Source organism: Ralstonia sp. VS2407 (assembly GCF_052950655.1).
Genome location: NZ_JBRFVG010000004.1, coordinates 338,623 through 365,468 on the forward strand (window position 1 = coordinate 338,623; position 26,846 = coordinate 365,468).

General features: G+C 64.7%; 22 protein-coding genes. 5 read left to right on the forward strand and 17 right to left on the reverse strand.

All coding sequences use genetic code 11. From position 1 onward, the window contains the following. Window positions 1-84: 84 nt before the first annotated feature. The 3 genes from ACU8YE_RS09410 to argH all read left to right on the forward strand — a co-directional run bounded on the left by ACU8YE_RS09410 (window position 85) and on the right by argH (window position 2,970). Window positions 85-732, forward strand: coding sequence for an RNA polymerase sigma factor (locus ACU8YE_RS09410; RefSeq protein WP_446928574.1), 648 nt, complete (start codon window positions 85-87; stop codon window positions 730-732). After that, the gene (locus ACU8YE_RS09415; protein ID WP_414560923.1) at window positions 732-1,451 is read left to right on the forward strand and encodes an anti-sigma factor; all 720 of its coding nucleotides are present in this window, start codon (window positions 732-734) and stop codon (window positions 1,449-1,451) included. The genes ACU8YE_RS09410 and ACU8YE_RS09415 overlap by 1 nt, the downstream gene beginning before the upstream one ends. A 103-nt stretch (window positions 1,452-1,554) precedes the next feature. Then, window positions 1,555-2,970, forward strand: a complete 1,416-nt coding sequence (gene argH, locus ACU8YE_RS09420) for an argininosuccinate lyase (RefSeq protein WP_232040723.1) — start codon at window positions 1,555-1,557, stop codon at window positions 2,968-2,970. 74 nt (window positions 2,971-3,044) lie between these two features. Here the strand turns inward: argH and ACU8YE_RS09425 are convergent, their stop codons facing one another. The 15 genes from ACU8YE_RS09425 to apbC all read right to left on the reverse strand — a co-directional run bounded on the left by ACU8YE_RS09425 (window position 3,045) and on the right by apbC (window position 18,973). Beyond that, the gene (locus tag ACU8YE_RS09425; protein WP_232040727.1) at window positions 3,045-5,324 is read right to left on the reverse strand and encodes an arginine/lysine/ornithine decarboxylase; all 2,280 of its coding nucleotides are present in this window, start codon (window positions 5,322-5,324) and stop codon (window positions 3,045-3,047) included. A 73-nt stretch (window positions 5,325-5,397) separates the two neighbouring features. Next, window positions 5,398-5,964: a dCTP deaminase gene (gene dcd, locus ACU8YE_RS09430; protein ID WP_004632155.1), complete on the reverse strand. Its 567-nt coding sequence runs from the start codon at window positions 5,962-5,964 to the stop codon at window positions 5,398-5,400. A 195-nt stretch (window positions 5,965-6,159) separates the two neighbouring features. After that, window positions 6,160-7,035, reverse strand: a complete 876-nt coding sequence (locus ACU8YE_RS09435) for a formate dehydrogenase accessory sulfurtransferase FdhD (RefSeq protein ID WP_322017400.1) — start codon at window positions 7,033-7,035, stop codon at window positions 6,160-6,162. A 90-nt stretch (window positions 7,036-7,125) separates the two neighbouring features. After that, window positions 7,126-7,677, reverse strand: coding sequence for a superoxide dismutase family protein (locus ACU8YE_RS09440; protein ID WP_232040729.1), 552 nt, complete (start codon window positions 7,675-7,677; stop codon window positions 7,126-7,128). Between the two features lie 82 nt (window positions 7,678-7,759). Continuing rightward, complete coding sequence (locus tag ACU8YE_RS09445; protein ID WP_316878823.1) at window positions 7,760-8,077, reverse strand: hypothetical protein; 318 nt, start codon at window positions 8,075-8,077, stop codon at window positions 7,760-7,762. 35 nt (window positions 8,078-8,112) lie between these two features. Then, a complete protein-coding gene (locus ACU8YE_RS09450; protein WP_446928575.1) occupies window positions 8,113-9,276 on the reverse strand; it encodes a formate dehydrogenase subunit gamma in 1,164 nt (387 codons plus the stop codon). A 31-nt stretch (window positions 9,277-9,307) separates the two neighbouring features. Continuing rightward, entirely contained in the window at window positions 9,308-9,553 is a 246-nt protein-coding gene (locus tag ACU8YE_RS09455) for a hypothetical protein (RefSeq protein ID WP_232040732.1), read from the reverse strand. Then, window positions 9,550-10,218 carry a formate dehydrogenase FDH3 subunit beta gene (gene fdh3B, locus ACU8YE_RS09460; RefSeq protein WP_232040733.1) on the reverse strand — a complete coding sequence of 223 codons (669 nt, stop codon included), beginning with the start codon at window positions 10,216-10,218 and terminating at the stop codon, window positions 9,550-9,552. The genes ACU8YE_RS09455 and fdh3B overlap by 4 nt, the downstream gene beginning before the upstream one ends. A 16-nt stretch (window positions 10,219-10,234) precedes the next feature. Continuing rightward, window positions 10,235-13,240, reverse strand: coding sequence for a molybdopterin-dependent oxidoreductase (locus tag ACU8YE_RS09465; protein WP_446928576.1), 3,006 nt, complete (start codon window positions 13,238-13,240; stop codon window positions 10,235-10,237). Between the two features lie 67 nt (window positions 13,241-13,307). Further along, a complete protein-coding gene (locus ACU8YE_RS09470; RefSeq protein ID WP_232040735.1) occupies window positions 13,308-13,559 on the reverse strand; it encodes a ubiquinol-cytochrome c reductase iron-sulfur subunit N-terminal domain-containing protein in 252 nt (83 codons plus the stop codon). Window positions 13,560-13,794: 235 nt separating this feature from the next. Beyond that, a complete protein-coding gene (locus ACU8YE_RS09475) occupies window positions 13,795-14,466 on the reverse strand; it encodes a TorD/DmsD family molecular chaperone (RefSeq protein ID WP_232040736.1) in 672 nt (223 codons plus the stop codon). A gap of 44 nt (window positions 14,467-14,510) precedes the next feature. Beyond that, complete coding sequence (locus ACU8YE_RS09480; RefSeq protein ID WP_446928577.1) at window positions 14,511-16,670, reverse strand: 4Fe-4S binding protein; 2,160 nt, start codon at window positions 16,668-16,670, stop codon at window positions 14,511-14,513. A gap of 80 nt (window positions 16,671-16,750) precedes the next feature. After that, entirely contained in the window at window positions 16,751-17,323 is a 573-nt protein-coding gene (locus tag ACU8YE_RS09485; RefSeq protein ID WP_446928578.1) for a DUF3306 domain-containing protein, read from the reverse strand. 11 nt (window positions 17,324-17,334) lie between these two features. Next, on the reverse strand, window positions 17,335-17,874 hold the full coding sequence (locus ACU8YE_RS09490) for a DUF3305 domain-containing protein (RefSeq protein ID WP_316869999.1): 540 nt from the start codon (window positions 17,872-17,874) through the stop codon (window positions 17,335-17,337). A gap of 10 nt (window positions 17,875-17,884) precedes the next feature. Next, window positions 17,885-18,973 carry an iron-sulfur cluster carrier protein ApbC gene (gene apbC / locus ACU8YE_RS09495; RefSeq protein WP_446928617.1) on the reverse strand — a complete coding sequence of 363 codons (1,089 nt, stop codon included), beginning with the start codon at window positions 18,971-18,973 and terminating at the stop codon, window positions 17,885-17,887. A gap of 204 nt (window positions 18,974-19,177) precedes the next feature. On the opposite strand from apbC, the gene ACU8YE_RS09500 reads away from it, so the two are divergent. Together ACU8YE_RS09500 and metG are read left to right on the forward strand one after the other, a co-directional pair. After that, window positions 19,178-19,807 (forward strand): OmpA family protein, encoded by a 630-nt coding sequence (locus tag ACU8YE_RS09500; RefSeq protein WP_232040740.1) that lies wholly within the window; start codon window positions 19,178-19,180, stop codon window positions 19,805-19,807. Between the two features lie 304 nt (window positions 19,808-20,111). Beyond that, window positions 20,112-22,181: a methionine--tRNA ligase gene (gene metG, locus ACU8YE_RS09505; protein WP_446928579.1), complete on the forward strand. Its 2,070-nt coding sequence runs from the start codon at window positions 20,112-20,114 to the stop codon at window positions 22,179-22,181. 118 nt (window positions 22,182-22,299) lie between these two features. Here the strand turns inward: metG and ACU8YE_RS09510 are convergent, their stop codons facing one another. Together ACU8YE_RS09510 and ACU8YE_RS09515 are read right to left on the reverse strand one after the other, a co-directional pair. Beyond that, window positions 22,300-22,842 (reverse strand): hypothetical protein, encoded by a 543-nt coding sequence (locus ACU8YE_RS09510; RefSeq protein ID WP_260801979.1) that lies wholly within the window; start codon window positions 22,840-22,842, stop codon window positions 22,300-22,302. Between the two features lie 95 nt (window positions 22,843-22,937). Then, window positions 22,938-26,846 carry a translocation/assembly module TamB domain-containing protein gene (locus tag ACU8YE_RS09515; protein ID WP_446928580.1) on the reverse strand — a complete coding sequence of 1,303 codons (3,909 nt, stop codon included), beginning with the start codon at window positions 26,844-26,846 and terminating at the stop codon, window positions 22,938-22,940.

Sequence of the window (26,846 nt, forward strand, 5' to 3'; positions counted from 1 at the left end):
CCGCAGCGCCGCCCACGTGAATCCCCCCCACGACCGAGGTTTCTTCCTACACTTTGGGCAGAACCGTCCACAAAAGCCGTCTACGTGCTCACCTTCCAGCGCACCGCCGAAGACCACGCCGCGCAAGACGCCGATCCGCCGACGGCGGCCGCGGCAACTCGCCCCCCCAGCGCCGACGCGGAAGAACTGGCGGCGCTGCTCCAGCGCATCGGCCTGGGCGACCGCGACGCCCTGCGCACGCTATATACGCGCTGCGCACCGAAACTGTTTGGGCTCGCGCTGCGTATCTTGGTCAGGAAAGACTGGGCCGAGGACGTCTTGCAAGAAAGCTTCGTCAACATCTGGCGCCACGCCGGCGATTACCGCCCGCACCTGGCCGCCCCCATGACGTGGATGACCACCATCGTGCGCAACCGCGCACTCGATTGCTTGCGCCGGCAGCACGCCGAGCGCGTGCAGGAATCCGTGCCGCTGGATGACACCTACGCCGATGTCCTGGCCGACCACGCCCCTGGCCCGGCGGACTTGGCGCTTGCCGGCCAGCAGGCCCGCGCGCTGGCCGAATGCCTCAAGCGCCTGGACCCGAAGCGGCGCGAGGTCGTGTCGCTCGCCTATCTGCGAGACCTGTCGCACAGCGAGCTGGCGCAAGCGTTGTCACTGCCGCTGGGCACCGTCAAATCCTGGATGCGGCGCGGTCTCGACCGCCTGCGCGAATGCCTCGGAGCACCCTGATGGACCCGCGCCGCCACCCCGATCTCGTCGACAAGCTGGCCGCCGAATATGCGGTCGGAACATTGCGCGCCGGCGCGCGCCGCCGGTTCGAGCAGATCATTCGCCACGACGACGCCGTGCGCGCCACGGTCGAACGCTGGCAGCGCTATCTGGCCGACCTGCCCGCGCTCCAGCCGGCCACGGCGCCGCTACCGGAAATCCTCTGCCGCGTTGAAGTGCAACTCGGCTGGCGCGAGCCTGCGCCGGCGCGGAAAGCCCTTTGGCAACGGCTTTGGCAAGGCACCGGCTTCTGGCGCGGCGCCACCGCAGTCGCGGCGCTGGTCGGGGCGGTGGCGATCGGGCTGAACCTGCGACTGGCGCAGCAATTGCGCGAGGCGCCCGTCGCCAACGCCGTGGCCGTGCTGCAGGACGCGCAGGCCCGGGCGGCCGTCCTCGTCACCTGGGATGCGCGCACCGGCACGCTGTCGCTCAAGCGGCTGGATGCCACGCCGCTCAACACTGAGCAGGCCTTGCAGCTCTGGGCGCTGCCGCCGGGCGGGCATCCTCAGTCACTTGGGGTGATCGGGCACCAGCGCGCGGTGCGGCTGACAGTCGCGCAGCCGTTGCGCCAGGTGCCCGCACTGGCCATCAGCGTGGAACCGCGTGGCGGCTCGCCCAACCCGAATGGGCCGACGGGGCCGGTGGTCTTCAAGGGTGCGCTGATCGACAGCACGCTGTAGGCACCGCTGCGTGGGGGCCGGAAGGCCCTGCGGGCGATATAATCGCGGTTTCCTGAATTTGCGGCTGGTGCCTCGCTGGCCGCGCTCCTCCAGCTGTCCGCCCATGACCTCCCAACTCGCCAAGAAGGCCGAAGCGTGGTCCGCCCGCTTTAACGAGCCGGTGTCCGATCTCGTCAAGCGCTATACCGCGTCGGTGTTCTTCGACAAGCGCCTCGCACTGTTCGACATCCAGGGCTCGCTCGCGCACGCCGCCATGCTCGCCAAGCAGGGCATCATCGCCGAAGCCGACCGCGCTGCCATCGAAAAAGGTATGGCGCAGATTCGCCAGGAGATCGAGGCCGGCACGTTCGAGTGGAAGCTGGACCTGGAAGACGTTCACCTGAACATTGAAGCGCGCCTGACCGCCATGGCGGGCGACGCCGGCAAGCGCCTGCACACCGGCCGCTCGCGCAACGATCAGGTCGCCACCGACATCCGCCTGTGGCTGCGCAGCGAGATCGACAACATCGTCGGTCTGCTCAAGGCCCTGCGCAGCGCGCTGCTGGACTTGGCCGAGCAGCACACCAACACCATCGTCCCGGGCTTCACGCATCTGCAGGTCGCGCAACCGGTGGTGTTCGGCCACCACCTGCTGGCCTACGTCGAGATGTTCACGCGCGACACCGAGCGCATGCTCGACGCCCGCAAACGCGTCAACCGCCTGCCGCTGGGCGCCGCGGCGCTTGCTGGCACGAGCTACCCGATCGACCGCGAATTCGTCGCGCAGCAACTGGGCTTTGACGGGGTGTGCCGCAACTCGCTGGATGCCGTGTCCGACCGCGACTTCGCCATCGAATTCTGCGCCGCCGCCGCGCTCGTCATGACGCACGTCTCGCGCTTCTCTGAAGAGCTGGTGCTGTGGATGAGCCCGCGCGTGGGCTTTATCGACATTGCGGACCGCTTCTGCACCGGCAGCTCGATCATGCCGCAGAAGAAAAACCCGGACGTACCGGAACTGGCACGCGGCAAGACCGGCCGCGTCAACGGCCACCTGATCGGCCTGCTCACGCTGATGAAGGGCCAACCGCTGGCGTACAACAAGGACAACCAGGAAGACAAGGAACCGCTGTTCGACACCGTCGATACCGTGGTCGACACGCTGCGCATCTTTGCCGACATGGTGCCGGGCATCACCGTCAAAGCCGACGCCATGCGTGCCGCTGCGCTGCAGGGCTACGCGACCGCCACCGATCTGGCCGACTACCTGGTCAAGCGCGGCCTGCCCTTCCGCGATGCACACGAAGCCGTGGCCCACGCCGTGCGCGCGTGCGACGACCTGCGCTGTGATCTGGCAGACCTGTCGGTTGCGCAACTGCGTGACATCTGCGGCCTGGGCGACAAGTCCGACCTCATTAGCGACGATGTGCACGCCGTGCTGACGCTGGAAGGCTCAGTCGCTTCGCGCAACCACATCGGCGGGACAGCGCCGGAGCAGGTCAAGCAAGCCATTGCGTTCGCACGGGCCGCGCTGGCTGAATAATCGGCTGCACGCTTCAAACAAAAACGCCGCGCTGATCAACTCAGCGCGGCGTTTCTGTTTTGTGTGGCTGAAACTCAGCGCACGCAGTCGACGAAATACCCCATCTTGCCGTCGACCTCTTCCTCGACCAGACCATGAATGTCGGTCTCGAAGCCCGGGAATAGCTTGTTGAACTGGCGGGCGAATTGCAGGTACTGCACGATCGTCTTGTTGAAGCGCTCGCCAGGAATCAGCAGCGGAATGCCCGGCGGATACGGCGTCAGCAGGATGGCGGTGATGCGGCCTTCCAGGTCGTCGATTGCCACGCGCTCGGTTTCACGGTGAGCCATCTTGGCCCAGGCGTCCGACGGCTTCATCGCCGGTTCCATGTTCGAGAGGTACATTTCCGTCGTCACGCGGGCCACGTCGTTGGCCTGGTAGACGCTGTGGATGCTGTCGCACAGCTCGCGCAGCCCGATGCGCTCGTACTGCGGATACTGGCGCACGAACTCCGGCAACACGCGCCATAGCGGCTGGTTGTTGTCGTAGTCGTCCTTGAACTGCTGCAGCTCGGTCACCATCGAGTTCCAACGGCCCTTGGTGATGCCGATGGTGAACATGATGAAGAACGAGTACAAGCCGGTCTTCTCGACGATGATGCCGTGCTCAGCCAGATAACGCGTCACGATGGCGGCCGGGATGCCCGAGTCGCTGAACTTGCCATCGACGTCCAGGCCCGGGGTGATGATGGTGGCCTTGATCGGGTCGAGCAGGTTGAAATCTTCGGCCAGGTTGCCGAAGCCGTGCCAGCGCTCGTTGGCCTTGAGCATCCAGGCTTCGCGGTCCTCGATGCCTTCGTCGGACAGGTCGTTCGGGCCCCAGACCTTGAACCACCAGTCGTCGCCACGTCCACTGCCACCGTTCGTGCCGACGTATTCCTGCTCCACCTTGCGCATGGCGCGGCGGAAGTCCAGCGCTTCGGCAATGCTCTCTTCCACCAGCGCAGTGCCGCCCGGCGCTTCCATCATTGCCGCGGCCACGTCGCACGAAGCGATGATCGAGTACTGCGGGCTCGTCGACGTGTGCATCAGATACGCCTCGTTGAAGCGGTACGTATCGAGCTTGCGCGTTTCCGAATCCTGCACGAGGATCTGCGAAGCCTGCGACAGGCCGGCCAGCAGCTTGTGCGTGCTCTGCGTGGCAAACACCAGCGCGTCCTTGCTGCGCGGGCGGCCGTGACCAATCGCGTGCATGTCCTCGTAGAACGGGTGGAACGACGCATGCGGCAGCCACGCTTCATCAAAGTGCAGCGTGTCGATCTCGGTCGACAGCATGTTCTTGATCATCTCGGCGTTGTACAGCACGCCGTCGTACGTGCCCTGCGTGATGGTCAGGATGCGCGGCTTCTTGTTTTTGGCCTGGCTGGCGAACGGGTGATCGGCGATCTTCTTGGCGATCGTTTCGGGCTCGAACTCGCTCTTCGGGATCGGCCCGATGATGCCGAAGTGGTTGCGCGTCGGCATCAGGAACACGGGGATCGCGCCCGTCATCATGATCGCGTGCAGGATCGACTTGTGACAGTTGCGGTCCACCACCACGATGTCGCCGGGCGCCACGTTGGCGTGCCACACCATCTTGTTCGACGTCGACGTGCCGTTGGTCACGAAGAACATGTGATCGGAGCCGAAGATGCGCGCGGCGTTGCGCTCGGACGCGGCCACCGGGCCCGTGTGGTCGAGCAACTGGCCCAGTTCTTCCACTGCGTTGCAGACGTCGGCGCGCAGCATGTTCTCGCCAAAGAACTGGTGGAACACCTGCCCCACCGGGCTCTTCAGGAACGCCACGCCGCCCGAGTGCCCCGGGCAGTGCCACGAATACGAGCTGTCCTGCGCGTAGTCGATCAGCGCCTTGAAGAACGGCGGCGGCAGTGAATCGAGGTAGTTGCGGGCTTCACGGATGATGTGTCGGGCCACGAACTCAGGCGTGTCCTCGAACATGTGAATGAAGCCGTGCAGCTCGCGCAGCACGTCGTTCGGCAGATGGCGCGAGGTACGCGTTTCGCCGTACAGGAAGATGGGAATGTCAGCGTTGCGGCGACGCACCTCGGCCACGAAGGCGCGCAGGTTTTCAACCGCCTGCGGTTCGGGCTTGTCGTTGTCAGGGTTGATGAATTCATCGTCGTCGATCGAGACGATGAAGGTGGACGCGCGGCTCGACTGTTGGGCGAACGAGGTCAGGTCACCATAGCTGGTGAGGCCGGTCACCTCCATCCCCTCATGCTCGATGGCCTGGGCCAGCGCGCGAATGCCCGACCCGGAGATGTTCTCGGAGCGGAAGTCCTCGTCAATGATGATGACGGGAAAGCGGAATTTCATCGTGGTTCCTTATGGATGAAGCTAAAGGCACCGCTCCGGATACGCCTGAACGCGCGGAAACGGACTACAAAAACTAGGTCTTGGGCAACGTCACACCGTGCTGGCCCTGGTACTTGCCACCACGATCCTTGTACGAGGTTTCGCATTCCTCGTCGCTCTCGAAAAACAGCACCTGTGCGCAGCCTTCGCCGGCGTAGATCTTGGCAGGCAGCGGCGTGGTGTTGGAGAACTCCAGCGTCACGTAGCCCTCCCATTCGGGCTCGAACGGCGTGACGTTCACGATGATCCCGCAGCGCGCGTACGTGCTCTTGCCAAGACACACGGTGAGCACGGTGCGCGGGATGCGGAAATACTCCATCGTGCGGGCCAGCGCGAACGAGTTCGGCGGGATGATGCACACATCGCCCTTGAAGTCGACAAACGACTTCTCGTCGAAGTTCTTCGGATCGACGATGGTGCTGTTGATGTTGGTGAAGATCTTGAATTCGTCGGCGCAGCGGATGTCGTAGCCGTAGCTCGAGGTGCCGTAGGAAACGATGCGGCGGCCGTCGGATTCACGCACCTGGCCGGGCTCGAACGGCTCGATCATGCCGTGCTGCTCGGCCATGCGGCGGATCCACTTGTCGGATTTGATGCTCATGGAGCGTCCAGATACCTTGGATGAACAAATGGGGGCAGGCTTCGCGGTGCGAAAACTGTCCCCATTTGGTCACGCCAGCAGGCCGGCCCGCGGCTGGGGCCGGTTTGGAACGCGGATTGTACTCCCAAACCTGTGACGGAAAACCCCGTGGCAGCCGATGGCTTGCTCTGGCCTTATCGAACCAACCAGGGCAGATCAGCGGCTGGATTCCGCCGCCTGGGGCAACTCTCCGCGCGGCCCCACGGTGCCTGCCATCTCTGGTTCGGCCACGAACCGGTCTCGCCCCGTGTAGAGCAAAAAGTGCCGCCCAGTGCACCGCGCAAACAGCGTCAGATTGACGCGCTGCGCCATCTGGTGGCCCATCTGCGTAACGCCCGAGCGCGACAGCAGGAACGGAATGCCCATCTGCGCGCCCTTGATGACCATCTCGGAAGTCAGGCGGCCGGTGGTGTAGAAGATCTTGTCGCCGCCCTCCATTCCTTCAAGCCACATGAGGCCGGCGATCGCATCCACGGCATTGTGGCGGCCCACGTCTTCGATGAAGTGCAGCAGCCCGCCGTGCGCATCGAACAGCGCACAGCCATGCACCGAACCCGCTTGCTTGTAGATGGACTGCTGCAGGCGGATGGTGTCGACCACGCGATACAGGGTTGTTTGTGTCATGCGCGCGTCGGGCGGCAGATGGATGCCGTCGATCTCGTCCATCAGCGAGCCGAACACGGTGCCCTGCCCGCAGCCGGTGGTCACGGTGCGGCGGGCGGTCTTCTCATCCAGATCGGCAATACCGCCGCGCGTGGTGACGGCAGCGGATTCGGTTTCCCAGTCGACCTGGATGGAGGCGATGTCTTCGATGCTGCCGATCAGGCGCTGGTTACGCAGATAGCCGAGTACGAGCGCTTCCGGGGCACCGCCCAGCGTCATCAGCGTGACCAGTTCGCGCTTGTCGAGGTAGACGGTGAGCGGGCGCTCACCGGGGATGAAGACACTGCGTGCGCGGCCCAGCTCGTCGAGCACTTCAACCTCGTCAAGCAGTGGAACGGAAGCGTTGGTCAGTTCAGGGCGCAGCGGCATCAATGTCTTAGTTCAAATAAAAATGCGCACGGCAAGCGTGCGCATGGTGCGGCTGGTACCTGCCCGGGAGCAGGTACCGCGGGCGGGCGATCAGTTCGCCACGATCACGCCGCAGGCGATGCGCCCGCCGGAATTGCCGGTGGGCTGGGTCATGTAGTCGTCCTTGCCTGCGTGGACGACCAGCGCGCGGCCGACCAAGCTGGTGGGCCCAGGCGACAGCGTCACGCCGGAAAGAACGATCGAGCCGACGGCCTTGCCGTTGGCATCGGATTGCAGCATCGGAATGTCGCCGGCATGGTGCGCGCCGTGGCGCGGATCACCGTGCTGCTGGCCGGTCGGGTTGAAGTGGCCGCCAGCGCTATTGCCATCCGCCGACGAGCAATCGCCCTTTTCATGCACGTGGAAACCGAACATGCCGTTAGCCGGCAAACCGGAAATATCCACGGCGATGGCAACCCGATTGTCGCCTTGCTGCGCGAGCTTCACGCTGCCTTGCACGGTACTGCCGCTCTTGGGTGCCAGCACGGCCGAGGCCGCCATGGCGCCGTCACCGGCATTCGCCGCCTTGGCCGTCGACGCTGAGTTCGATGCGCAGCCGGCCATCAGGCCGATCGCGGCGAGTGCAATCACGAGTTGCTTCATGTGTCACCTCCAGTCAGGGTTCACTCGGGGAGCGGACGATTGTACTGCCGGATGATGAACACGCAACATTGGCAACAACGGTTCACCCTTTGGCCGCCGCTGCAGGTGCAGGAGGCGCGGGCGCGACAAACGGCCCCGGGTCAACGCACGGCGCGCCCGGTTGCGTATGCGCAGCCTTGCCGCCGGCCTGGTAGGACGCCGCCACCTTGTCCTGGGCCTTGCATGTCTGGAACGCGGCCACCTTGTCGCCCCAGGCTGCCTTGGCTTTCGCCAGATCCGCCTGTGCCTTCTGTTCTTCCGTCGGTGCCGGCAGCTTGGCGCCGGCCAGTCCGCTTGTCAGGCTCAGCATGGCGGCAGCAAGTGCCATACCTGCGGCGCGGCTCAGAGCGGATGCATGCATGGTGAGGTTCCTTGAATCGGTGGCGGTCGATGGCGTCATGACTTGGCGGGCTGCTCGCTCGGTGCCGGCGGCGCAGGCGGTTGGGTCCGCTGCACAGGAATCTTGCCGGCCTTGACGTCGTCGTACCATAGCTCGTGGTGCTCTTTCGCCCACGCTTCGTCGACATAGCCGTCGCGCATCGCGCGGTAAGCGCCTTCCATGCCGATCGTGCCCATGTAGATGTGGCCCAGCGACATGCAGATCATGCCCACTGCCGCAATGGCGTGAATGACCTCGGCCAATTGCATTGTGCTGCGGTAGTAATCCACGCCGGGGACGATGCGATCGAGCGTCCAGCCCGAGGCCGACAGGACCAGCCCGAACACGACGAGGCCGCCCCAAAACCAGAGTTTCTCCCCGGCGTTGAAGCGATGCGAGGGCACTTCGGCGCCGTGCTCTCCGGCAAACATGCCGCCCAGGCTCAGTAGCCATTTCATGTCGCCACTGCGGGGCAGGTTGTCGCGCACCCACATGACGAAGGCCACGATGATGCTGACCGTGAACAGCGGCCCCACCAGGTTGTGGAGATTCTTCAATATGTACGTCAGCCAGCCGAACAACTGGTGCCCAAGGATCGGCAGCAGAAAATGCTTGCCCCACAGCATGACGATGCCCGAGACGCCCAGCGTGACGAAGGAAATCGCCATGGTCCAGTGCACGTAGCGTTCGGTCGGCGTGAAGCGCTCGATCTTGCGGCCGGTAGGCGCTTCCTTCAGGGGAATCGTGCCGCGCCACAGGAAGAACCCCAGGATGAGCAGCGGCACCAGCACCACGAGCCAACCGCCCCACACGGTGATCACGCCATTGCGGAACAGCCGCCATTTCTGCCCCGTGCGCTGGATCAGCACGCCGGCTTCCAGCCCCGGAATGCTGGCGTAATGCGCCTGGTCGGAGTTCACCTCGCGCCAGACAGGCGCGTTGTTGCCGGGGCGCGTGACGCGGCGTGCGGCCTGGTCCCGCGCCTCTTTAGCGAGATCACGCTTCTGGAGATCAAACACATTCTCCGAGACGATGTTGGAGAACGGTTGCGCCGGTTGAACGGCCGGATTGACGGGGGCATTGTTGGCCGCCGGCGCGCTGGCCGGCTGCTGCGCGCTCGCCAACGCCGCCGCTGCGCCGAGCAACACGGCCATCGCAAAGTGCTTCCAGGAAGTGCCCATGGACGAACCTCCGCTCGTACGTGTCATGGCGTCACGGCGTCTTGTTGTACTCGTTCTGATATTGGCCGCGCGCTCGGATCTGGTTCTCCCAGCTCGTGCGGTCACCGGGCGTCCAGTTCTTGGCCATGAACGGATCGCCTTCTGCGCCCTTGTAGGCTGGCGCGTCGTCCTTGCGGTGCGAGGCAAAGGCGGTTTGCGGGCGTTCGCCGCAGGCACCGAGCAACAGCGCGGCGCCAAGGGCGATCAGCAGGCTGGTCGAGCGGGCCCGGGCGGTCATGATTGCGCCCCCGGCGTTGAAGCAGGCGCGGCGGGGGCGGCGGGGGTAGCCGGCGCTGCCTGGCTGCCTTTGCCGTGCCCACCGCCGTAGGCCGTGCCCCACCCGAACAACTCGGCGCCCTTCCCGCGCTTCATGACCCGGTTACGCAGGATGTCGGAAATCACATCGCCATCGCCGCCGAGCAGCGCCTTCGTCGAGCACATTTCCGCGCACAGCGGAAGCTTTCCTTCAGCCAGGCGGTTGCGACCGTACTTCTCGAATTCTTCCTCGCTGCCGTTCTTCTCGGGGCCACCCGCGCAGAACGTGCACTTGTCCATCTTGCCGCGCACGCCAAACGTACCTTGGCTCGGGAACTGCGGCGCGCCGAACGGGCACGCGTAGGAGCAGTAGCCGCAGCCGATGCAGACGTCCTTGTCGTGCAGCACCACGCCGTCTTCGGTGCGGTAGAAGCAGTCGACCGGGCAGACCGCCATGCACGGCGCATCGGAACAATGCATGCACGCCACGGAGATGGATTTCTCCGCACCGATCATGCCGTCGTTGATGGTGACCACGCGGCGCCGGTTCACGCCCCAGGGCACCTCGTGTTCGTTCTTGCAGGCCGTGGCGCAGGCGTTGCATTCGATGCAGCGCTCGCTGTCACAGATGAATTTCATGCGTGCCATGTTGATCTCCCCGTCCTTATGCGAACCGCTCGATCTGGCAGACCGTCGTTTTCGTTTCCTGCATCATCGTCACCGAGTCGTAGCCGTAGGTGGTGGCCGTGTTGACGGCCTCGCCACGGACGATCGGGTGTGCGCCTTCCGGGTAGTAATCGAGCAGATCCTTGCCCTGCCACCAGCCCGAGAAGTGGAACGGGATGAAGGCGTGGTCGACCCCCACACGCTCCGTCACCAGCGCACGCACCTTGATCTGGGCGCCGGTCGGCGTCTTGACCCAGACGAAATCGTTGTGGCGGATACCACGGTCGGCTGCAGCCTTCGGGTTGATCTCGACAAAGTTCTCCTGCTGCAGCTCGGCCAGCCACGGGTTGGAGCGCGTCTCCTCGCCGCCGCCCTCGTACTCCACCAGGCGGCCGGAGGTGAGGATGATCGGGAATTTCTCGTAGACCTTGTTCTCGATATTGCGCTGCTGCACTGTCTTGTACAGCGTGGGCAGGCGCCAGAAGGCCTTCTTGTCGTCATGCGTGGGGTACTTGGCAACCATGTCGGGCCGCGTTGAATACAGCGGCTCGCGGTGCTGCGGAATGCCGTCTGGGAAGTTCCACACGATCGCGCGGGCCTTGGCGTTGCCGAACGGATGGCAGCCGTGCTTCATCGCCACGCGCTGGATACCGCCCGACAAATCGGTCTTCCAGTTCTTGCCTTCGGCGGCCTTCTTCTCGGCGTCGGTCAGGTCGTCCCACCAGCCCAGTTTCTTGAGGAACACGTGATCGAACTCGGGGTAGCCTGTCGTCAACTCCGAGCCCAGCGAGAACGAGCCATCTTCGGCCAGCAGGTTGACACCGTCGCGCTCCACGCCAAAGTTGGCGCGGAAGTTGCCCCCGCCCTCCATCACATGCTTGCTTGTGTCGTACAGGTTGGGCGAGCCAGGGTGTTTGAGTTCCGGCGTGCCGTAGCACGGCCAAGGCAGGCCGAAGTAATCCCCGGTGAGGTCGTAGCCTGTTTCGGCGTCCTTGCCGCCCTTGCAGCGCAGCGTACGCACATCAAACAGATGCATGTTGCGCATGTGAGCTTTCAGGCGTTCCGGCGATTGGCCGGTGTAGCCGATCGTCCAGTTGCCGCGGTTGATCTCGCGCAGGATCGATTCGATCTCCGGCTCGCGCCACGTCATGCCGGCGCGCTTGTATTCCGTGATCTTGTAGTTCTTCGACAGCTCCTTGCCGAAGCCAAGGCGATCAGCAAAGGCCTGCATGATCACGTGGTCGGGCTGCGATTCGAACAGCGGCTCGATGACCTTTTCGCGCCATTGCAGCGAGCGGTTCGACGCCGTGCAAGAGCCCGACGTTTCGAACTGCGTGGCGGCCGGCAGCAGATAGACGGCACGGTTCGGATTGGGCGGCGTACCGTCGGCGGCTGGCATGTTGGCCATGGCCGCCGTGGCTGACGGGTATGGGTCGATCACCACGAGCAGGTCGAGCTTGTCGAGCGCACGCTTGATGTCCATCCCGCGCGTTTGCGAGTTCGGTGCGTGGCCCCAGTAAAAGACCGCGCGAACGTTGTTGTCCTGGTCGATCAGCTCGTTCTTCTCGAGCACCGCGTCGGCCCAGCGCGAGACGGTGGTGCCAGACTTTTCCATCATCGCCTGCGAGGCGAAGCGGCCCTTGATCCAGTCGTAATCGAGGCCCCACACGGAGGCAAAATGCTTCCACGCGCCAGCAGCGAGGCCGTAATAGCCGGGCAGCGAGTCCGGATTGGGCCCCACGTCGGTCGCGCCCTGAACGTTATCGTGGCCACGGAAGATATTGGCGCCCCCGCCCGACCTGCCGATATTGCCCAGCGCCAATTGCACGATGCACGATGCGCGCACGATGGCATTGCCGATGGTGTGCTGCGTCTGGCCCATGCACCACACCAGCGTGCTCGGGCGGTTCATCGCCATCATCTCGGCAACCTTGTGCACCTGGGCCTCAGGCACGCCGCACACTTCCTCGACCTTGTCCGGCGTCCACTTGGTGAGCACTTCCTCGCGCACCTTGTCCATGCCGTAGACACGATCGTGGATGTACTGCTTGTCTTCCCAACCGTTCTTGAAGATGTGATACAGCACGCCGAACAGGAAGGCGATGTCGGTACCCGAGCGGATGCGCACGTATTCATCGGACTTGGCGGCCGTACGCGTGTAGCGCGGGTCGACCACGATGACCTTGCAGCCCGTTTCCTTGGCGTGCAGCAGATGCAGCATCGACACGGGGTGCGCCTCGGCCGCGTTCGAGCCGATATACAGCGCGCACTTGGCGTTCTGCATGTCGTTGTACGAGTTCGTCATCGCGCCGTAGCCCCAGGTGTTGGCCACGCCGGCCACGGTGGTGCTATGGCAGATACGCGCCTGGTGGTCGCAGTTGTTGGTGCCGAAGAACGACACCCACTTGCGCAGCAGGTACGACTGCTCGTTGCTGTGCTTGGACGAACCCACGAAGAAGAATGAATCCGGCCCCGTTTCCTGGCGGATCGTGTTCATCTTGGCGACGATCTCGTTGAGCGCCTGCTCCCAACTGATGCGCTGGTAGCGGCCGTCCACGAGCTTCATTGGCGTCTTCAGGCGGTATTCACCGTGACCGTGCTCGCGCAGGGCAGCGCCTTTGGCGCAGTGCGCGCCCAGGTTGATCGGCGAGTCGAATACCGGTTCCTGGCGCACCCACACGCCGTTCTGCACGACGGCATCCACCGAGCAGCCGACCGAGCAGTGCGAGCACACCGTGCGGCGCACGACGATATCGCCCTTGCCTTCGGCGGCCTGGGCCTCCCCCACCACCGATTTCTTCACCAGCGAAAGCTGCGTCGCGGCCAGCCCTGCGCCAACGCCGATACCGGAGCGCTTGAGGAAGGTGCGGCGGTCCATGGTCGGCAGCGCGCCGGCCAGGCTGCGAGCCAGACTGCCGGCAAGCGATGCGGCGCCCTGGCCGTTTGAACGTCGGGCCGGTGCGGCTTTGGTGTCCTGTACCGCCGGTTTGCGGGTCAGAAGCATGAGGTCACCTGAGGATGAGGGGTGCGTGCAATGACGATGGAGTAGCAGCGGCGCGCATGCGGCCGTGTCAGATCCACGTCGTCTTGTAGTACTTGCGAATGTGTTCGCTCAGCCGGTAGCCGGTGGCGCCGTCATCAGCGGCGTCAGCCGGTGGCGAGGCGGTGGCGGCGGGCGCTTGCACCAGATGGCTGGCCGTGGCGGCGGTGCCTGCTGCGGCAGCGGCCACCGCGGCGCCCATCAGGAAGCGGCGGCGCGTGGGGCCGGATTCAGCGGAATCCGCCTCGGGGCGGGCGTGAGGGACGGTGTTCGGACCTGGCATTTCGATGCTCCCCGGCTCATTCAAACCGATGACCGAATGTAATAGGAATTTTTGAACACATTTTAGGAGTAACGGCATGGGAAAACCATGCCTAAAACCCCTCACACAGGGATTTTCCTGACGATTTACCGATGAATTTTTTCAATGAGTACGATTTGAACCGGTCCGCCGTGACGCGGACGGGGCGCGACTCTTGGCCGACCGCTCAATTTTTAGGCAGTCGACCACATTGCAGTCACGCCAATTCCAGCGCGAGCCGCTCGACGTCGAAAAACGCCTTCGCCAATCCCGCCACGTCGGCATAAAAAGCGGCGCGCGGATGCTGCAATACAGCATCACAAGCTGTATCGACCCATGGGGCCAGATGGCGCTGGAAAAAAGCGCGCTGCTCCTCAACGCGGGCAACAGCAACATCGTCCCCGGCGATGAGGTAACGCATAACCTCGCACAGCGTAGCGAGGTGATCTTCGGTTTCCGTGATGCCCTCGGCGCGCTCCAGGCCGTAGCGGCGCAAGTCGTCGCGCAACACCACGAGCGGCTTTTCGTTCATGAAACCGGCCTGGTAGTACGAGCCGTACAAGAACACTTCGGGCTTGCCGACGCCGATAAACAGTTCGGTGTATTCGTCGTCGGCCTGCTCGGCGGTGGTCTTGCCGGCGCGGGCAACAAGCTTTCGCCACGCCTGGGTGAGCGCGCTGCTGGCGGCAGCTTCCGCATCGGCCGGGGCGATAGCGTCGTCGCCCGACGGGTCCAGCGGCGCGGCGGCGATGCGCTGCAGCAAATCAGCGTCGGCCGCGCGGAAGAACAGCGTGGCCAGCAGGCCGTACAGGTCCGCACGGGCGAGATCCTCGGCGCTGTCGGCAGGCGTGGCGGCGGGCTGGAATTGCAGGGGCTGGGCGTCGGTCATGGGATCAGGGATCGGCTTCAATGCGCGGCTTCAATGGGCGGTTTTCAGTGCGGGGCGCCAGGGCGTTCGCCGTGCTGCATCATGTCGATCACGCGGCAATCGCTGCACATCTTGAGACGCTCAGCGGCGGCACCCGAGAACGCCGGATGCGCGCCCAGCTTGGCCAGCATCGTCGCGACCATCTGCGCGGTGCCAAACGGCTTGTTGCAGCGGATGCAGTGAAACGGCTGGGCCTCGTTGAGCGTGATCGATTGGCGAGCTTCGGCCGACAGGTTCAGACGCGGGACGAGGGCGATGGCGCTTTCAGGGCACGTGGTTTCGCACAGGCCGCACTGGACGCAGTTGCGCTCAATCATGGCCAGTACGGGGCGCTCGGCCTGATCGCGCAGTGCCTGCGATGGGCACGCGCCCACGCACGCCATGCACAGCGTGCAGCGTTCGCGGTTCACGGTGATGGAGCCGAACGGTGCGCCGGCCGGCAACGGGAAGACGGCCTCGGTGGCCTTGGCGTGACGCGCGAGATGGTCAAGCGCGAAGTCCAGCGTCTCGCGCTTTGCCGCGGCCACTGCAAAGGTGGCAGCCGCCATGTCACGGCGGAAACCGCGCAGCGGGGCCGATACGTCAGCGCTGCCCAGGCGCGCGTCGAGCGCCACCGCATCCGCCACGTCGATCAGCACCACGCCCGCCTCATCCGCCGGTTCGCCAAGGCCCTGCAGCATGGCCTGCGCCACGGCAACCTGCTCGACCAGCATCGCGCGGTACTGCGGTGCATCGTCTTCCGTCAGCAGGATGGCGATGCGCGCGGCGCCGTAAGCCAATGCGGATAGCCATAAGTCCAACCCCGTCGATGCCGCATGGAATACCTCGACCGGCAGCACATTCACTGGCACGCCCTGGGCGTTGCCGATACGCGCGGCCCGGCCAAGTTGCTCGATCAGCGTGCGGCCGCGCCCACCGTTATGCAGCAGCACTACGGCATCACGCCCACCCGCCGATGCATACGTGCTCAGCAGCGTCTTGAGCTTGCGCCCCTGGTACGGCGCGCTGGGATAGGCATAGGTGATGGCGCCGGTCGGGCACGCAGTCGTACACGCGCCGCAGCCCACGCACAGATTGGGCGTGACGTGCACGCTGCCGCGGCCATCCTTCCACTGCGGCGCAATCGCCGACGCGGAACACACTTGCACGCAAGCGTCGCAGCCGACCTGGCCGTTACGCCCGTGCGCGCAGATGGATTCCTTGTATTGGAAGAACTTGGGCTTCTCGAACTCGCCCACCATCTGCAGCAGTGCCAGCGAAGCGGTCAATTGGCGGCCCGCGTCTGCGCCCGCATGGAAGTAGCCTTGCGGCGGCTGATGCCGCGCAAACGCCGGCGCATCGTTCAAATCGAAGATCAGGTCGAATTGGCCCGATAGCGCCCGGGGGGCCTCCACCCGGCTGAAATCGATGGCCATTGCATCGCCGCAAGCCTTGACGCACGCGCGATGGTCGCGGCATGCATCCAGGTCGATCTGGTAAAGCGCGTCGATGGCGCCTTCCGGGCAGACATCGATGCAGGCGTTGCAGTGCGTGCAGCGGTCAAGGTCGATCGGATTGCGGTTGCGCCACTGCACCTCGAACGCGCCAAGCCAGCCGGTCACCTCCTGCAGCTCGCCCGCGTGAACGGGCCAGCGACGCGCCATCGGCGGGGCGAGCGGGCCGCTTGCGCGATCGCGTCCGGTGGCGAGCACCGTCACGCTCAGTTGGTCGGCCAGGCGTTCCGCCCAGGGCATCGCACGCTCAGCCGGACCGACAATCAGCACGTTGCCGTCGGAGCGGTAATCGACCACCGGCACGGGGTCAGGTGCCGGCAACCCAGCGACGGCCAGCAGCGCCGCTGTCTTGGCACGGAAACCACGCGCATCGCGCTTGGCCCCCGCCGACCACCCGCCCGTTTCGCGCACGTTGACGAAATGGATCGGCGCCGTCACGCCCTCGTGCTGCGCGGCCACCTCTGCAAACAACGCCTTTTCCTGCGTGCAGGCGACGATGACGTCTTCCGTACCCTCCAGCGCCTGCGTGAACGCGCCGATCTCGCGGCGGCACAGCAGGTGGTGCGTCTTGCCTGGCGCGTCGACGGCGGCGTCGGACGCGCGCAGGGCGTCGCCCACCGCATCGGCATCGATGGGCATGGTGTGATTGCAACTGCAGAGCAGCGTCGGCATGGATTTGTGCGTGAGCGCCCACGTGCATGGCGCGGGCTGTGGAGACATGGCCGCGCGGTCGTTGCCGCGCGGTACTTTTTTTATTCTACGGACGGCGGCTTAGCGCCGCCATGCGGGGTTGCCTGGGCCGGGTCCTCAACAAGGGGCGACACGGCATCGGCGGGTTCAGGCGGCGTCTCGCCGGTCACAACGGGCGAAGCAGGCGAAGCGTCCGATACTGGTTCGATTCCTGCTGGCGCAGCCGCATCCTCTTCTTCCAGCGGCTCGAACAATCGCAATCCCGCCGTATGGCGCAGCTCGCGCAGCATCTCAGGCGGGATGGGGTCGGGCTGCGAATAATCGTCGATGTAGGTATCGAGGCCGTCCATCACATTGAAATGCGGATCGGCAAAGAGCTTCTTGAGCGCGGCACGCTTGACGGCCTCGTCCACGCCGTGCGCGACGAAAGGCGCGAAATCATCGGATGGCGTCAGCTTGGCGGCATCTTCCAGCGTGAGCGGGGGTGGTACCTCGGGCGCGGGTTCGACCGTCGACGCTTCGGGCACGACAACGGGCGCCGGCTCGGGGGGCGGGGCCGCTTCCGGTTCGGGTTCGCCCCGCCGCTCTGCTGCCTTGCGGCGTGACCAGCGCGAGAGGAAAGTTTCGTCGCTCACAGCGGCCTCACTCAGAACTTCGCGCGATCTTCCGGCGGCAGGAACGACTCCGGCCGGCGCCGCTTCTTCGGCTCGGGCCGGTAGTTTTCAGCCACGTACGCCTGCAGCCATTCCAGCGCTGCGGCGTCCAACGGCACATTTTCGACCGTCTCGCCACCGTCGAGCCAGCGGCCAGCCTCGTTGTAGCTCAGCGAAACCGTATGCGGAATCGCCCGGCCCTCGTCGGCCGTACCCGACTCGCCTAGACGCCACAGCACAAACCAGCAGGGCGCGGCGGAAGTCACGTTCAGGTAGTAGCCTTCGGCCTCGTCGCGAAACAGCGTGACGGAGAAGCCAGGCGTAAGCCAGCGCTCGTCACCCTTTTCATCGTCGGCACGATCCAGGCAGCGCGGTGCGGTGCCGTATTCGCCCAGATCGGGCACGACAGCCTCCAGCCGCCACTGGAACGGCTGCCAACGGCTGGCCGTCGGGCGGCGGCACAGCACCACCGCCACCCGTACGGACGGGCGCTCCGTCTGACGATCGTTGGACAACGGCTCGCTGGCATCCATGGTTTTTCGCTCAGGTGTTCTGCACGACGATCGACGGGAACTTGCTCGTCATGTCCTTCGCCTTCTCGGCCACGGCAATGGCGACGCGGCGCGCGATCTGCTTGTAGACGCCGGCAATTGCGCCGTCGGGATCGGCCACCACGGTCGGGCGGCCCGAATCGGCCTGCTCGCGAATCGACATGTTCAGCGGCAGGCTGCCCAGGAACGGGACGCCGTATTGTTCGCACATCTTCTCGCCGCCGCCGGCGCCGAAAATGTGCTCGGTATGGCCGCAGTTCGGGCAGCAATAGACCGCCATGTTCTCGACCACGCCGATGATGGGAATTCCCACCTTCTCGAACATCTTCAGACCCTTCTTGGCGTCGAGCAGCGCGATGTCCTGCGGCGTGGTGACGATCACCGCGCCCGTCACAGGCACCTTCTGCGACAGCGTGAGCTGGATATCGCCCGTGCCCGGGGGCATGTCGACGATGAGGTAATCCAGGTCGCGCCAGTTGGTCTGCTTGAGCAGTTGTTCCAGCGCCGAGGTCACCATCGGGCCGCGCCAGACCATCGGATTGTCCTGCTCGATCAGGAAGCCGATCGAGTTGGCCTGCAGGCCGTGCCCCTCCATCGGCTCCATCGTCTTGCCATCTGCCGACTCGGGCTGGCCCTGGATGCCCAGCATCATCGGCTGGCTCGGGCCGTAGATATCGGCGTCAAGAATGCCCACGTTGGCGCCTTCCGCAGCCAGCGCGAGCGCCAGATTCACGGCGGTGGTCGACTTGCCCACGCCGCCCTTGCCGGATGCCACCGCGATGATGTTCTTCACATTCGGCATGAGGTGCACGCCGCGTTGCACCGCGTGCGCGACGATCTTCATCGACACCTGCACGCTCACATTCTCGACACCTTGCACCTTGCGCAGCGCCCCGATGACCAGCTTGCGGATCGGCTCGAATTGGCTCTTGGCGGGGTAGCCGAGTTCCACATCGAGCGACACCTCGCCGCCGTCGACCCGGATGTTGCGCGCCGATTTGGACGACACAAGGTCGCGCTCGGTATTGGGATCCACCACGCCGCGCAGGGCTTCGGTGATCTGTTCGATGGTTACGCTCAACATTTGCTCCACAAATCTAATGCGAATGGGGGACGGGCCAACGGTGACGCGGCATGAACTTTGCGGCGCCCTGGCCACTCTATCTACTGTTTTGCTATTGTATTTTGCCGGCGCGTCGTTCGTCCGATTCTCCCCAATATCCCTCTGATGCGCCGGATATCGGCAAACCCACAAGAACCGATCCCGTTACCCGTAGGAGAAACCATGAAAGCCAAGCTTATTTCCGTCTCGCTGATCGCCCTGCTGGCCGCCGGCTGCGCCACCGAGCAGCAGAACCAGACCGCCATGGGCACCGGCGTTGGCGCGGCCGTGGGTGCTGGCATCGGCGCACTGGTCGGCAACGGCAAGGGCGCCGCCATTGGCGGTGCGCTGGGCGCGGCAACCGGTGCAGCCGTCGGCTACAACTGGGGCGCCATCAAGTCCAAGCTGGCTGGCGATACGGCCGGCACCGGCACGCAAATTTCGGAGCAGCCCGACGGCTCGCTCAAGCTGAACATTCCCAGCCAGGTTTCGTTCGATACCGACAGCGCGGTGATCAAGCCGTCGTTCCGCGGCCCGTTGGATAGCGTGGCGCAAACGCTCACGCAACATCCGGAACTGGCCGCCAATGTGGTCGGCCACACGGACAGCACCGGCAACCCCAACTACAACATGACGCTGTCGCAAAAGCGCGCCCAGAGCGTGGCGAACTACCTGACCGACCGAGGCGTGGCCCGCAACCGTCTCTCGGCTGAAGGCCGCGGCCAGAACCAGCCCGTTGCCGACAACGCGACCGAGGCCGGCCGCGCTCAAAATCGCCGCGTCGAAATTTATTTGAAACCAATTCAGGGCTAACCCTGTCATAGAAAACAGGTGCCGCTTGCCACACGTTGCTGGCTCGCGATGCGTGGCTGACCTCCCGGGCGGTACCTGATTTCTCCTCCTTTTCCGTTGTGGAAAGCTGCGCCGGCTCTGACCGGCGCTTTTTTTTGGTTTACACCATGCGCGGCATCGTGACGCATGGGTCAACCCCACGATCACACCCGCGAGTCCGCAGATTGCTCCCTGACGGGCTTGCCGCCGCCGGGCGCGCTAAAATATGCGTTTCTCCGCGCGCCGCGCCCTGTTTGCGGCCCGCCCGCACCTTTCTGGCCTGCCCATGTCCGAACGTCGCATCCTCGTCACTTCCGCACTGCCCTACGCAAACGGACCGATTCACATCGGCCACCTGGTCGAGTACATCCAGACCGATATCTGGGTGCGCTTCCAGCGCATGCGCGGGCATGAGACCTATTACGTGGGCGCCGACGATACGCACGGCACGCCCGTCATGCTGCGCGCCGAGAAGGAAGGCCTGACCCCGCGGCAGCTCATCGAACGCGTCTGGACGGAACACAAGCGCGACTTCGACAACTTCCTCGTCTCGTTCGACAACTACTACAGCACCGACTCCGATGAAAACAAGGAGCTGTGCCAGAGCGTCTACCTCAAGCTCAAGGAAGCTGGCCTGATCGACGTGCGCGAGGTCGAGCAGTTCTACGACCCGGTCAAGGAGATGTTCCTGCCGGACCGTTTCATCAAGGGCGAATGCCCGAAGTGCGGCGCGAAAGACCAGTACGGCGATTCCTGCGAAGTCTGCGGCGCGACGTACCAGCCGACCGACCTGAAGAATCCGTATTCCGTGGTGTCGGGCGCAACGCCAGTGCGCAAGTCGTCGGAACACTACTTCTTCAAGCTGTCTGACCCGCGCTGCGAAAATTTCCTGCGCGAATGGGTGGCCGACCTGGCGCAGCCCGAAGCCACCAACAAGATGCGCGAATGGCTTGGCGATGAAGGCGAGGCCAAACTGTCGGACTGGGACATCTCGCGTGACGCGCCGTACTTCGGCTTCGAGATTCCGGGCGCGCCGGGCAAGTATTTCTATGTGTGGCTGGATGCGCCGGTCGGCTACTACGCCAGCTTCAAGAACCTGTGCGCCAAGCGCGGCCTTGATTTCGACGCGTGGATCAACGAACACTCGACCACCGAGCAGTACCACTTCATCGGCAAGGACATTCTGTATTTCCACACGCTGTTCTGGCCGGCGATGCTCAAGTTCTCCGGCCACCGCACGCCGACCAACGTGTTCGCCCACGGCTTCCTGACCGTGGACGGCGCCAAGATGAGCAAGTCGCGCGGCACGTTCATCACGGCACAGAGCTACATCGACACCGGCCTGAACCCGGAATGGCTGCGCTACTACTTCGCCGCCAAGCTGAACGCGACGATGGAAGACCTGGACCTGAACCTGGACGATTTCATCGCCCGCGTGAACAGCGATTTGGTGGGCAAGTTCGTCAACATCGCCAGCCGGTCGGCGGGCTTCCTGGTCAAGCGCTTCGAAGGCCGCGTAAGCGACGCCGCACTGGGCCACCCGCTGATGGTGCAGCTGCGCGAAGCCGCCCCGCAAATCGCCGATCTGTACGAAAAACGCGAGTACAGCAAGGCGCTGCGCGCCGTGATGGAGCTGGCCGACGCCGTCAACGCCTTCGTCGACACAGAAAAGCCGTGGGACCTGGCCAAAGACGAAGCCAACCGCGAAAAGCTGCATGCCGCGTGCTCGGTTGCGCTGGAAGCGTTCCGCCTGCTGGCCGTGTATCTCAAGCCGATTCTGCCGACCACCGTCGAGCGCATCGAAGCGTTCCTCAACGTTGAGCCGCTGACGTGGCGATCGATCGATTCGCAACTCTCGTCGGACAAGCCGATCCAGCCGTACTCGCACCTGATGACGCGCGTGGACAAGAAGCAGGTGGATGCGCTGGTGGAAGCCAATCGCCAGTCGCTGCAGGCCACCGCAGAAGCAACGGTTGCTGCCGCCAACGGTGTTGCCGCGATCGAGCCGATGGCCGAGACCATCACCATCGACGACTTCGCCAAGATCGACCTGCGTGTGGCCAAGATCGTCGCCTGCCAGCGCGTGGAAGGATCAAACAAGCTGCTGCAGCTGACGCTGGATGTGGGTGAAGGACAGACGCGGAATGTGTTTTCGGGCATCCAGTCGGCGTATGCGCCGGAAGATCTGGTCGGCAAGCTGACCGTGATGGTGGCCAACCTCGTACCGCGCAAGATGAAGTTTGGGATGTCGGAGGGGATGGTGTTGGCGGCTTCGGCTGCCGATGAGAAGGCTCAGCCGGGGCTTTATATTCTTGAGCCGCATGCTGGGGCGGTGCCGGGGATGCGGGTGCGTTGATTTGGTTTGATGGGGAGTTGGGCTTGGTGGTCCACCCCCCTTTCGGTCCCGGCAGGGTACGACACGGGGGATGCACCACAAAAAAATCCAGAGCCAAAAACCCAAACAACAAAAACCCCTACCCCCCATTCAACCGATCATCACTACGCGAAGTCGTCGTAACACGCCCATCCGCCCCAAAGTGCACATTGAAGAAAGCCCGTTCAGTCGCGCTTTCCATCCACCGATACCCCCAAACCTCTTCCTGCTTCAGCTTAAACACCTCGACCTTCCCAGGTTTGCCGAGCATGCGGCGGATATCGTCCTTGCTCTGCCCCACACGTACGCGTCCAAAATTCTCGGCGGTCAACACCTGCTCGATCTTCTGCACGTGCCCGTCAGGCCCGATCGTCACCATCCACGTTGAAGTCCCTTCGGGTCCGCGCGGATACTCAAGCTGCCGCGTGCCACCTTCGTTCTCCCAGATCATCTCGGGCTGGCCGGCGGTGGCCCTGACATCGTCCTCGGTGGATTGCCCCGCCACGATACCCTTGAACAGCAGGTTGTCCGGCTTGGCCGATTGCCATGCCCGCTTGGCGGCATCGCCCACACGATCCACAGCCTGGTCGACCTTCTGCTGATCACAGCCGAACAGCCCCAGCAATGAAGCCAGAACGCCCATGGTGACTCCCACTTGTGCGAGTTGACGAAGATGCGGCATGGAACTCCTCGTGTGAAACATGTACCCGCCGCCATTCTGGCAGCCGGGCCAACTGATTACCAACGCTTGTTGAACAGGACCGACGCGCCGTTGATCGTGCCGCCGCGTGCCACCACCGACCACCGCCGCGAAAACTGCCATGTCAGTTTGACGATGGAATCGGCCGTGGACAGGCTCTGCTCGTAGCCAACGGTGATGCGCTCCGAGATTGCCTTGCCCAGGCTCACCACCTGCGGGTCGGTCAGGCCAGCGGTGGAAGGCCCAATCGAGAACTCGTCGAGCCCGAAGCGCCGCGCCACGTTCTTGCCAGCCACGTTGCCCAACAGGCCAAGTGCCGCGCCGGACATCGCCTGCTGCTGGCCGAGGCCAGCGTTTGATGCGCTATAGCCGAACATCAACCAGGAGAGCTTGTCTTCATCGGGCACGTTGGGCTCGGAGACGAGCTTGACGCGCGGCTGGCGCACCGTGCCGGTCACTTGCACACCGGCTTCGACTTCCTGGTTACGCCGCATGGCGGTGATGTTGAACGACGGGTTGTTGATCGGCCCCACGAAGTTCAGCACGCCGCGTTCGATGGCCAGCTTGCGGCCGAACGCCTCGTACGTGCTGCCCTCGCGCACGTAGATCGTGCCGGTGCCGCGCAGGGGCACGAGCGGTTCGCTGTGCACATGCATCTGACCGCCGAGTGACAGGTCTGCACCGGCCCCTTTGAAGCGGAAGTTGTCGCCAAAATCGACATCAACATCCACGACCGGGCTGAAGCGGCCAGCCGGCTTTTCTTCCCGCTTGACGCCACGTTCGGCCTGGTTGCGTGCTGCATCGGCACGACGGACGATGACCACGTCGTCGCCGAGTGACGGCGCTCCGTCCTTTGGCAAATCGAACAGGCCGCGGTCGACCTTGAACTTGCCGGTGATGGCCACGCGGTCGTTATCGTTGGCAATGCGGGCCTGCCCTGACAGCACCAGCGTGCGGTCCGGATCGGCAAAGAGTTGAAGCTTGTCGGCAACGATGGAGCCTGCCAGGTTCGGGTTCGCCTCGCCAAGCTGCACGCGGCCCTGCGCCCGCACCGTGCCGTCTCCGCCATGGAACACCACCTCTTGCAGGTCAACCACGTTCTGGTCGAGCGCCACGCGCACCACGCCCTTGGTCAGGCGGATGCCCTGGTCGTACAGCGCCACGTCAACGTCCTGGCCGGTCAGGAAGCCGCTCACCTTGGGCTCGCCCACCGTACCGGCGAACGTCAGGCTGGCCGCAAGCTGCCCGTCCGTTGCGACGTCCGGCCCAAGCAGGTCCCCGATGCTCTTGAGTTGCGGCAGGCTGATCGTCAAACCGCCGGAGAGCGGCGACGAGGGCGCCATGAGCGCCAAGGTGCCAGGCCCCGGATCACGCACAAGCCCGACACCCGCATCGAGGTAAAGGTTGCCGACGCGCGTTGACTGCACATTCCCGCGCAGCCCCAGGCGCATGCCTTCGCCGCGCGCTTCCACGGTCGCTTCGGTCAGCCCCAGCGGCGTGAAACCACGGCCGGCGTTGATCGACAGATCGCCGCTGCGCCGGGCGATGCGCGCCGTGCCGGTGGCCGTGGTGCCGAGGTCAAGATCCCATTGGCCATCGACGACAAGATCCGTGCGTACCGGCGGAGCCTGGCCAGTCCAGGTGCGCACCAGCTCCAGCACCCGCGCGATCTGTAAACCATCGAAGCGGCCGGCGCTGCGCACGTGGCCCTGGGTCGATTCGACACGCTCGATGTGGATGGGCGTCTGGTCCAGCGTCAGGTCTGCGCGGCCCATCATCAGGCGGCCCGGTGCCACCGATAGCTTCACCGGCGCCGTGAGTTGCAGGTTAGGCGCACCCTGGGCCGACAACGTGGAGATCGTGCCGTCCCACCCATCGCCGTCCTTGCCGGGTGTGAGCGCACCGTCGCCTGCCAGCGCGAACTTGAACGGCTGATTGCGTACGTTGCCGTCAGCGTCGGCGCGGAAGCGGTGGGCGCGCCGCGTGCCGTCCAGCGTGGCATGCACTTCTCGCAACGACAGGCTCGGACCCGTCACACGTTGCGCGGTCAGTTCGAACTGCAATGGCCCGTCGATCCCGTCGCGGATCTGCGCGCGGCCGTTGGCGGTGTCGATCTTGTTTCCCTGATAAGCCAGTTGGCTCCCGCGGAAGGTCGCGTCTACCTGTGGGCGCTTGATCGTGCCAGAGACATCGCCGGACAAGGTCAGCGCCCCACTCACCCCAAGCTGCAAGCGTGCGAGCTGCGGCGCATCGACTTCGACATGCATGCGGTCGCCCACGCCGCCAAAGCTGCCCCGCAGGCTGGCTTTGTTGCCGGCCACGTCGAGCTTGGCGTCGCTGGGCAGCAGGCGTTCGCCGCGCACGTGGACGTTGCCGTCGCCGGTCATCGGCAAGCCGGCGTAATCGCTATCGCGCACCGCAAACTTGATGGCGGCGTCGATCGGCTCACCAAGCGTGCCGCGCGCGTCGAACTCGGCATTGATGCGGCCCTTGGCCACCTTGGCCAGCCGCGACGGATCGAACTCCGCCAGGTTGCCCTTGAAGGCGAACGACTGCGCATCGTCGTGCTTGAGCGTGCCCGCCAGTGTCAGGCGCGAGCGCCCCAACGACACCTGGGCGCGCTCCACCGCAATCTGCGCCGCATCGAGCACGGCGTTCGCTTGCGCGCGCATGTCGCCGCCCGCCAGATCAAGCGCCACACGCTGCGTGCCACCCGCAAAATCCACGGTGACGGGGCCAGCGAGTTTCGTCTTCTCCAGCGATGCGTGCAGCGCCTGCAGATCGAGCTGGCGCACATCCACGCGGAGTGCGCCATGCCCCTTCTGCACATCGGCGCCGCCCGTGAGCACTGCGCCGCCCAGCAGCCGCACGTCGAGGCCGGTGAGTTGCTGATCGTTTTCGTTCAGCCGCACCTGAGCACGCAGCGATTGCAGCGGCAGCTTCTGTTTGTCGAGCGTGCCGGGCTGTGCGTTGTCGATCTGGATGGGGCCCGCCACCGTCAGCGTCTTGGCTTTCTCGTCAGGACGCAGGTCAGCGTGGATCGACAACGATGCTTCTGGCGCGCCCGGCGCAAACGCACGCGGATTCACATGCTCCGCCGATACGACAGCGCGCGACAAGGCCAACGCGCCGAACGGCGTGGCATCGATCAGCGCCTGCGCGGTCAGCTTGGCGCCGGTCCCGGTCGCCTCGATATGCAACGCCTCCAGCGAGCCCGACAGTTGCGCCGACACCGCCGCATCCTGCTTCTGCCCGTTCACCTCGAACTGCGTAGCCAGCGTTGCGGCGCCGGTGAGTGGATACGGGCGCGTACCGGTCATGCGCAGCGTGGCGGCCAGCTTGCCGGCAGGCGTCTCCATACCGTCGAGCAGCACGTTGTGATGCGTGCCGTCGGTGTGCAGGCTGCCGGCAATCGATTTCAGTTCGGTGGTCGACGTGCCCTGCCGGATGGCAAGCCGCTCTACGGCGAGGCGGTCCACATCCAGTGCCAGCGGCAGCACCAGCGAATTGGGCGGACCACTCGGCGGTGTGGGCGGCGTCGGATGCAGGATCACCTCGACATTGCCGGCACGGAGATACGCGAAGTGCGCATGCCACGGGCCACGCGTGATGGCCCAGCGGCCCTCCACATGGTCAATGCGCACTTCCGTGCTGCCGGCGCGCACGTGCAGATCGCGCAGCGACAGGCCCTCGCGCACCGTGCCGCCTTCCAGCTTGCCCGACACATAAGCGTTGCCAAAGCGCGTAGCGAGCGACCACAACTGCGCCGTGCCCGATTGCGAATGGATGGCCCAAACCAGCCAACCGGCGAGTGCCAGCACAATCGCCAGCAGAAGGGCGATGAACACGCCGAACCAGCGCAGCGTGCGGCGGCCCCAGCCGCGCTGTGGACGCTCGGGGCGCGGTGTTTCGGGTTGCTTCGGTTCGGGCGTTTGCGGATCGGTCAT